This is a genomic window from Pseudomonas sp. Sample_9, from assembly GCF_004307535.1.
GTDB lineage: Bacteria > Pseudomonadota > Gammaproteobacteria > Pseudomonadales > Pseudomonadaceae > Aquipseudomonas > Aquipseudomonas mercuritolerans.
On the sequence record NZ_RAZO01000220.1, the window covers coordinates 18,296 to 26,547 of the forward strand.

Here is an 8,252-nt window from a genome sequence, read left to right on the forward strand (position 1 = left end):
CGCTTTGACGGAAATGATTTCCACGTCAAAGGTCAGCGTCTTGCCCGCCAGCGGGTGGTTGAAGTCGACGGTCACTTGCGTGTCATCGAATTCCTTCACCACTCCTGGCAATTCAGTATTGGCCGCATCGTTGAAGATCACCAGCAGACCCGGCGACAACTCCATGTCGGTGAACTGCGAACGCGGGATGGTCTGCACGTTCTGCGGGTTCGGCTGACCGAAAGCGTTTCCCGGCTCGACGGTCAGAGTGCGCTTGTCGCCGGCCTTGAAGCCGAACAGGGCGGCTTCGAAACCCGGCAGCAGGTTGCCGTCGCCGACCTTGAAGGTTGCCGGCGCCTTGTCGAAGGTACTGTCGACGGTGTCACCGTTTTCCAGGCGCAAGGCAAAGTGCAGGGTGACTTCGGTGTTCTGGCCGATGCGTTGCTCAGTCGATAGCGGTTCAGTCATGAGCAGCCTCTTCGGTTTTCTTCGATTTGAACATGTCCAGTGCCAGCATGATCGCGCCAACGGTAATCGCGCTGTCGGCAATGTTGAACGCGGGGAAATACCAGCGGTTCTGCCAGTGCACCAGGATGAAGTCGATCACATGGCCCAGGGCAACGCGGTCATACAGGTTGCCCAGCGCGCCACCCAGCACCAGCGCCAGGGCGACGGCCAGCCAGGTGTCGTTGCGACCCAAACGCTTGAGCCAGACCACCAGCACCGCACTGACCACAATCGCGATCAGCGCAAACAGCCAGCGCTGCCAGCCGGAGCTGTCGGCGAGGAAGCTGAAGGCAGCGCCGGTGTTGTAGGCCAGCGTCCAGCTGAACAGATCGGGAATGATCACGATCTGCTGGAACATTTCGAGCTTGCTTTCGAAGTAGTACTTGCTGGCCTGGTCAATGACCAGAACCAGCAAGCTCAACCACAGCCAGCTCAGCCGTCCGAAACGGCCAATGGCATCAGGCATAGTGACGAACCTCGCCAGCGCCGCTGATGTTGTCGACGCAACGCCCGCAGATTTCCGGATGTTCCGGGTTCACGCCGACGTCTTCACGGCAATGCCAGCAACGTGCGCATTTCGGGAACGCCGACTTGACGATCTTCAGTTTCAGACCGCTGACTTCGGTAGCCACTGCATCGGCCGGAGCCTGCACGAATGGTGCGACGCTGGCAGTCGAGGTGATCAGGACAAAGCGCAATTCGTTGCTCAGCTTGGCCAGATCGGCGCTCAGCGCCTCTTCGGCAAACAGCGTCACTTCGGCCTGCAGGTTGCCACCGACGGCTTTCGCCGCGCGCTGGATTTCCATCTCTTTGTTGACCGCAACCTTCACTTCCATGATGCGATCCCAGTAGGCGCGCCCCAGCTCGAAGCCTTCCGGCAGCTCGGTCAGGCCTTCGTACCAGGTGTTGAGCATGACCGACTCGTTACGCTCGCCCGGCAGGTATTGCCACAGTTCGTCAGCAGTGAAGGCGAGGATCGGCGCGATCCAGCGCACCAGCGCTTCGGAGATGTGGAACAGCGCGGTCTGGCACGAGCGCCGGGCCTTGCTGTCGGCGCCGGTGGTGTACTGGCGGTCCTTGATGATGTCGAGGTAAAAACCACCCAGCTCCTGCACGCAGAAGTTGTGGATCTTCGAGTACACATTCCAGAAACGGTATTCGCCGTAGTGCTCTTGCAACTCGCGTTGCAGCAGCAGCGTGCGATCCACCGCCCAGCGATCCAGCGCCAGCATGTCTTCAGCCGGCAGCAGGTCGGTGGCCGGGTTGAAACCGGTCAGGTTGGAAAGCAGGAAGCGCGCGGTGTTACGGATACGACGGTAGGCATCGGCGCTGCGCTGCAGGATCTGCTCGGACACCGCCATTTCGCCGGAGTAGTCGGTCGAAGCGACCCACAGACGCATGATGTCGGCGCCCAGGGTGTCGTTGACCTTCTGCGGCGCGATCACGTTGCCCAGCGATTTGGACATCTTGCGCCCGGACTCGTCGACGGTGAAGCCGTGAGTCAGCAGTTCGCGGTACGGCGCGTGGTTGTCGATGGCGCAACCGGTCAGCAACGAGGAGTGGAACCAGCCACGGTGCTGGTCGGAACCTTCCAGGTAGAGGTCGGCACGCGGGCCGCTCTCGTGGCCCATCGGGTGCGAACCGCGCAGAACGTGCCAGTGCGTGGTGCCCGAGTCGAACCAGACGTCGAGGGTGTCGCTGATCTTGTCGTACTGCGGCGCTTCATCACCGAGCAGTTCGGCAGCGTCGAGTTTGAACCAGGCTTCGATACCTTCGACTTCAACGCGTTTGGCGACTTCCTCCATCAGCTCGACGGTACGCGGGTGCAGCTCGCCGCTTTCCTTGTTGAGGAAGAACGGGATCGGCACGCCCCAGTTGCGCTGACGCGAGATGCACCAGTCCGGACGATTGGCGATCATCGAGTGCAGACGCGCCTGGCCCCAGGCCGGAACGAACTTGGTGTCCTCGATGGCTTTGAGCGAGCGCACGCGCAGGGTGTCGCCGCTGGTTGGCTCCTTGTCCATGCCGATGAACCACTGCGCGGTGGCGCGGTAGATCAGCGGGGTCTTGTGGCGCCAGCAGTGCATGTAGCTGTGTTCGATGACGGTGGTGTGCATCAGCGCACCGACTTCGGTCAGTTTTTCCACGATGGCCGGGTTGGCCTTCCAGATGAACTGGCCGCCGAAGAATTCCAGCGACGGCACGTACACGCCGTTGCTCTGCACCGGGTTGAGGATGTCGTCGTTGACCATGCCGTATTTCTTGCAGGTCACGAAGTCGTCAACGCCGTAGGCCGGGGCGGAGTGAACCACGCCGGTGCCAGCGCCCAGTTCGACGTAGTCAGCCAGGTACACCGGCGACAGACGATCATAGAACGGGTGACGGAAGTTGATCAGCTCAAGTTCTTTACCGGTGGTGGTGGCGATGACCGAACCTTCCACGCCGTAGCGCGCCAGGCAGGCTTCGACCAGCTCTTCAGCCAGCACCAGCAGCTTGTCGCCGATATCGACCAGGGCGTAGTTGAATTCCGGGTGCACGTTCAGCGCCTGGTTGGCCGGGATGGTCCACGGGGTGGTGGTCCAGATCACGATCGCAGCAGGTTTGCTCAGCGAGGCCAGACCGAACGCCGCAGCCAGTTTGGCCTCGTCAGCGATCGGGAACGCAACGTCGATGGTCGACGACTTCTTGTTCTCGTACTCGACTTCCGCTTCAGCCAGAGCCGAACCGCAATCGAAGCACCAGTTCACCGGCTTGAGGCCCTTGAAGACAAAGCCACCCTTGACGATTTCGGCGAGGGCGCGGATTTCACCGGCCTCGTTCGTAAAGTTCATGGTCTTGTACGGGTTGGCGAAGTCGCCCAGCACGCCGAGACGGATGAACTCGGACTTCTGCCCTTCGATCTGCTCGGTGGCGTAGGCACGGCACAGCTCGCGGGTCTTATCCGCGCCGAGGTTCTTGCCGTGGGTCACTTCAACCTTGTGCTCGATCGGCAGGCCGTGGCAGTCCCAGCCCGGGACGTACGGCGCGTCGAAACCCGACAGGGTTTTCGAGCGGATGATCATGTCCTTGAGAATCTTGTTCAGTGCGTGACCGATGTGGATCGTGCCGTTGGCGTACGGAGGGCCGTCGTGCAGGACGAACTTCGGACGATCCTTGCCAATCTCGCGCAACTTTCCGTACAGGCCAATACTGTCCCAGCGCTGCAGGATCTGCGGTTCGCGCTGTGGCAGGCCGGCCTTCATTGGGAAGGCGGTGTCCGGAAGGTTTAGCGTGGCTTTATAGTCGGTCATTTAAGGCTCTTCATTAGCGATGGGCGCTAGGTGCGGCTAGTGCACGGGCGGTGGCGACATCCGCATTGATCGCCGTTTTCAATGCCTCCAGAGAGGCGAAGCGCTGCTCTTCACGCAGCTTTTGGTGGAAAACCACCGTCAAACGCCGGTCATACAGATCGCCGGCAAAATCTAACAGATGGACCTCGAGGTGGGCTTTGCCATCTCCTTGCACCGTGGGGCGCACGCCGATATTGGCGACGCCGGGCCAGGTCTTGCCGTCGATGTCGACATTCACCAGATACACCCCGGTAAACGGCACGCGACGACGCTTGAGTTGAATGTTGGCAGTGGGCGTGCCCAGTTGCCGGGCCAGTTTCTGACCATGCAGCACGCGACCGGCGATGCGGTACGGACGGCCGAGCAAGCGTTCGGCCAAGGCAAAATCGGCCGCAGCCAAGGCGTTGCGCACCTGCGTGCTGCTGACGCGAATGCCGTCCAGCTCAACGGTTTGCGCAGCTTCGACAGTGAAACCGTGAACCTGCCCGGCCTGCATCAGAAAGTCGAAATCGCCGAGGCGGTCGCAACCGAAACGGAAATCGTCACCGACCTCCAGATGCTGCACGCCAAGGCCATCGACCAGAATGGTATCGACGAATTCACTGGCGCTGAGCTTGCTCAAGCGCTGATTGAAGGCCAGGCACAAGACCCGGTCGACGCCTTCAGCGGCCAGCAATTGCAGCTTGTCGCGCAACCGCGCCAGACGCGCCGGTGCGGTGTCGGGAGCAAAGAACTCCCGTGGCTGCGGCTCGAAAATCACCACGCAGCTGGGTACGCCCAACTCGAGCGCACGCTCACGCAGCCGGGCCAGGATAGCCTGGTGACCACGGTGAACACCGTCAAAGTTGCCAATAGTGGCGACGCAGCCCCGATGCTGGGGGCGCAAGTTGTGGAGGCCTCGAACCAGCTGCATAACGCGCTTCTTGCTCATAAAGTGGTCGATTATAACCACACCCGACGGCCGACGACAGGCAACACCGTAACGCAAAGTGAACGAGCCGACAAAACCGCCGGCCCATGCCTGCTCATGAAGGCTGAAACCTCAGCTCAAGGCCTTGCGATTGAAGTCGCGCAGACGGAAACCCAGCAGCAGCAACATACCGAAATACGCCACCACACCGGCCACCACCAGCGCGCCCAGGCGCAGGAAGCGCTCGAGCATATGCCCCTCATCCCACGCGGGCATGAAATGCATGCCGGCCAGCAACACCGCCGACATCACGGTCACTGCAACGACCAGCTTGAAGCCGAATTTGCCCCAGCCGGGCTGCGGTTGATACATCTTCTGCTTGCGCAGTTGATAGAACAGCAGCCCGGCGTTCAGGCAAGCACCGGCACTGATCGCTAAGGCAAGGCCGGCGTGGGCCAGTGGGCCGATCAACGCCAGGTTGAACAACTGCGTGCAGACCAGCGTAAAAATTGCAATTTTCACCGGGGTGCGAATGTTCTGTTGCGCATAAAAGCCCGGCGCCAGCACTTTGATCACGATAATCCCGAGCAGGCCGACAGAATAGGCAATCAGCGCACGCTGGGTCATCTCGGCATCAAAGCCACTGAACTGGCCGTACTGAAACAATGAAACAGTCAGCGGTTCAGCAAGAATCCCCAGCGCCAATGCGCACGGCAGCACCAGCACAAAGCACAGGCGCAGCCCCCAATCGAGGATCCGCGAATACTCGTGGCGATCCTTGCTGGCGTAGGTCTTGGCGAGCGTTGGCAGCAGAATCGTGCCGAGTGCCACGCCCAACACGCCCGACGGCAATTCCATCAAGCGGTCGGCGTAGTACATCCAGGACACTGAACCTGCGACCAGAAACGAGGCGAAAATGGTGTTGATGATCAATGAAATCTGGCTCACCGAAACACCGAGAATCGCCGGCAGCATCTGCTTCATCACCCGCCACACGCCGCTGTCGCGCAAGTTCAGGCGCGGCAGCACGAGCATGCCGATCTTTTTCAGGTGCGGCAGCTGATACAGCAACTGCGCCAGACCGCCGACCAGCACCGCCCAGCCAAGGGCCATGACCGGTGGATCGAAGTACGGCGTGAGGAACAGCGAAAACACGATCATGCTGACGTTGAGCAGAGTCGGCACGAAGGCCGGCACCGAGAAGCGGTTCCAGGTGTTGAGGATCGCGCCGGCCAGCGACGACAGCGAGATCAGCAATATATAAGGAAAGGTCACCCGTAACAGATCGGAAGTGAGCTGGAATTTCTCCGGGGTATCGGTAAAACCGGGGGCCGTGGCCCAGATCACCCAAGGCGCAGCGATCATGCCCAGCGCCGTTACAACCGCCAACACCAGCGTCAGCAGGCCCGACACATAGGCGATAAAGGTGCGCGTCGCCTCTTCGCCCTGCTGGCTTTTATATTCGGCAAGGATCGGCACGAACGCCTGGGAAAACGCCCCCTCGGCGAAAATGCGCCGCAGCAGGTTGGGCAGTTTGAACGCAATAAAGAAGGCATCCGTGGCCATCCCGGCGCCGAATGTCCGCGCGATCAGCGTGTCACGAACAAAACCCAGAATCCGGGAAAGCATCGTGATAGAGCTGACGGCGGCCAACGATTTGAGCAGATTCATTGAGAGAGTTTGTGCCTGTCGATAAACAGCAGGCGAACAATGCGCCTACTTGTGCGATACTCCGCGCCGCAACAGCACAGAGCCAAAGCTCGCGAGTTTACAGGTCAAGCGCCGGAAATAAATATCCCGCCTCTTTATACCTACCACTTAGCGGAACGATTCAAGTGCCCTTGACAAGACAAGTCTTCATCGGCATGATTCGCGGCCTATTTTGTTTGCTATTTCCTAAAAAGTCTTTCGAGGAGCTCGACGGTGGCCAACTCACCTTCCGCCAAAAAACGTGCAAAACAGGCTGAGAAGCGTCGCAGCCACAACGCCAGCCTGCGTTCCATGGTTCGTACCTACATCAAGAATGTAGTTAAGGCCATCGACGCAAAAGACGCTGAAAAAGCTCAAGCTGCATACGTTCTGGCTGTGCCAGTTATCGACCGTATGGCCGATAAAGGCATCATCCACAAGAACAAGGCTGCTCGTCATAAGAGCCGTCTGAATGGCCACGTCAAAGCGCTGAAAGAAGCCGCTTAATCGACGTAGTCATTAAAAAACCGACCTCAGGGTCGGTTTTTTATTGCCTGTGATTTAACAAGCAACAGGCAAAAAAATGTGGGAGCGAGCCTGCTCGCGAATGCGATCTGTCAGTTGATATTTCTATCGACCGACATGACCTCTTCGCGAGCAGGCTCGCCCCCACAGTTCGGATTGGTGACGCTTATTGCTGGACCGGCACCCATGGCAGGATCGGGATGGCAGTCACGGCATTCTGCGGGCTACCCTCGATCAAGCGATCGCTGTAGACCAGATACACCAGCGTGTTGCGCTTCTTGTCGAGGAAACGCACCACCTGCATGGTCTTGAACACCAGCGAGGTGCGCTCCTTGAATACCTCGTCGCCGTCCTTCAACTCACCCTTGAACTTGATCGGCCCGACCTGACGACAAGCGATCGAGGCTTCGGCACGATCCTCGGCCAGACCAAGACCACCCTTCACTCCGCCCGTCTTGGCGCGCGACAGGTAGCAGGTCACGCCTTCGACCTTCGGATCGTCGAATGCCTCGACCACGATCCGGTCATTCGGCCCGACAAACTTGAACACCGTCGACACCTGACCGATTTCCTCGGCCGAGGCCAGCAATGGCATGGCCATCAGCAGGCCCAACAATCCTTTCGCTACACGCATCGAATTTTCCTTAGACCAGAATCAGGTTGTCACGGTGAACCAGTTCCGGCTCCGCCATGTAACCGAGCAAACCGACAATCGCATCCGACGACTGACCGATGATTTTTTGCGCTTCAAGGGCGCTGTAATTAGCCAGACCCCGAGCGATCTCCCGACCATCCGGGGCCACACAGACGACCATCTCACCGCGACGGAAGCTGCCTTGAACCAGTTTCACACCCACCGGCAGCAGGCTTTTGTTGCCCTTGGACAACGCCGACACCGCCCCCTCATCCAGCACCAGGGTGCCACGGGTTTGCAGATGCCCGGCCAGCCACTGCTTGCGCGCCGCGAGCATGCCGCGCTCAGGGGATAGCAGTGTGCCGATGCGCTCGCCCGCCTTCAGGCGATCGAGCACACGCTCAAGCCGCCCGCCGACGATGATGGTGTGCGCACCGGAACGCGCTGCCAGTCGCGCCGCGCGCAGCTTGGTCTGCATGCCGCCACGCCCCAACGCACCGCCGGTACCGCCGGCGACCGCATCCAGCGTCGGATCATCGGCGCGCGCTTCATAAATCAGCTGCGCTTCGGGATTGTTGCGCGGATCGGCGTCGAACATGCCGTCGCGATCGGTAAGGATCACCAGCAGATCGGCCTCGACCAGATTGGCCACCAGCGCCGCCAGCGTGTCGTTGTCGCC

8 protein-coding genes are annotated in these 8,252 nt (G+C 60.0%); 1 reads left to right on the forward strand and 7 read right to left on the reverse strand.

The window, feature by feature from the left end; all coding sequences use genetic code 11:
• The 5 genes from fkpB to murJ all read right to left on the reverse strand — a co-directional run.
• A partial coding sequence (fkpB, locus tag D6877_RS12415) for an FKBP-type peptidyl-prolyl cis-trans isomerase (protein ID WP_130910971.1) occupies positions 1 to 447 on the reverse strand: 447 nt, incomplete at its 3' end.
• Positions 440 to 952: a signal peptidase II gene (gene lspA / locus D6877_RS12420; RefSeq protein WP_130910968.1), complete on the reverse strand. Its 513-nt coding sequence runs from the start codon at positions 950 to 952 to the stop codon at positions 440 to 442. The genes lspA and fkpB, both read right to left, overlap by 8 nt.
• Positions 945 to 3,776 (reverse strand): isoleucine--tRNA ligase, encoded by a 2,832-nt coding sequence (ileS, locus tag D6877_RS12425; RefSeq protein ID WP_130910969.1) that lies wholly within the window; start codon positions 3,774 to 3,776, stop codon positions 945 to 947. The genes lspA and ileS overlap by 8 nt, the downstream gene beginning before the upstream one ends.
• 13 nt (positions 3,777 to 3,789) lie before the next feature.
• Positions 3,790 to 4,728, reverse strand: coding sequence for a bifunctional riboflavin kinase/FAD synthetase (gene ribF, locus D6877_RS12430; RefSeq protein WP_016773125.1), 939 nt, complete (start codon positions 4,726 to 4,728; stop codon positions 3,790 to 3,792).
• 129 nt (positions 4,729 to 4,857) lie between these two features.
• The gene (gene murJ, locus D6877_RS12435; RefSeq protein ID WP_016773124.1) at positions 4,858 to 6,396 is read right to left on the reverse strand and encodes a murein biosynthesis integral membrane protein MurJ; all 1,539 of its coding nucleotides are present in this window, start codon (positions 6,394 to 6,396) and stop codon (positions 4,858 to 4,860) included.
• Between the two features lie 252 nt (positions 6,397 to 6,648).
• Here murJ and rpsT point away from each other — a divergent pair, with 252 nt between their 5' ends.
• Positions 6,649 to 6,921 (forward strand): 30S ribosomal protein S20, encoded by a 273-nt coding sequence (gene rpsT / locus D6877_RS12445; RefSeq protein WP_003228351.1) that lies wholly within the window; start codon positions 6,649 to 6,651, stop codon positions 6,919 to 6,921.
• Positions 6,922 to 7,105: 184 nt separating this feature from the next.
• Here the strand turns inward: rpsT and D6877_RS12450 are convergent, their stop codons facing one another.
• Entirely contained in the window at positions 7,106 to 7,573 is a 468-nt protein-coding gene (locus tag D6877_RS12450; protein ID WP_039761698.1) for a CreA family protein, read from the reverse strand.
• A gap of 10 nt (positions 7,574 to 7,583) precedes the next feature.
• Positions 7,584 to 8,252, reverse strand: a 669-nt coding sequence (proB, locus tag D6877_RS12455; protein WP_130910970.1) for a glutamate 5-kinase, incomplete at its 5' end; no start/stop codon positions are given.

Bases quoted from the DNA above. Each gene is read 5' to 3' on its own strand.
- lspA (WP_130910968.1), bottom strand. From the start codon at position 952: ATGCCTGATGCCATTGGCCGTTTCGGACGGCTGAGCTGGCTGTGGTTG.
- ileS (WP_130910969.1), bottom strand. From the start codon at position 3,776: ATGACCGACTATAAAGCCACGCTAAACCTTCCGGACACCGCCTTCCCA.
- ribF (WP_016773125.1), bottom strand. From the start codon at position 4,728: ATGCAGCTGGTTCGAGGCCTCCACAACTTGCGCCCCCAGCATCGGGGC.
- murJ (WP_016773124.1), bottom strand. From the start codon at position 6,396: ATGAATCTGCTCAAATCGTTGGCCGCCGTCAGCTCTATCACGATGCTT.
- D6877_RS12450 (WP_039761698.1), bottom strand. From the start codon at position 7,573: ATGCGTGTAGCGAAAGGATTGTTGGGCCTGCTGATGGCCATGCCATTG.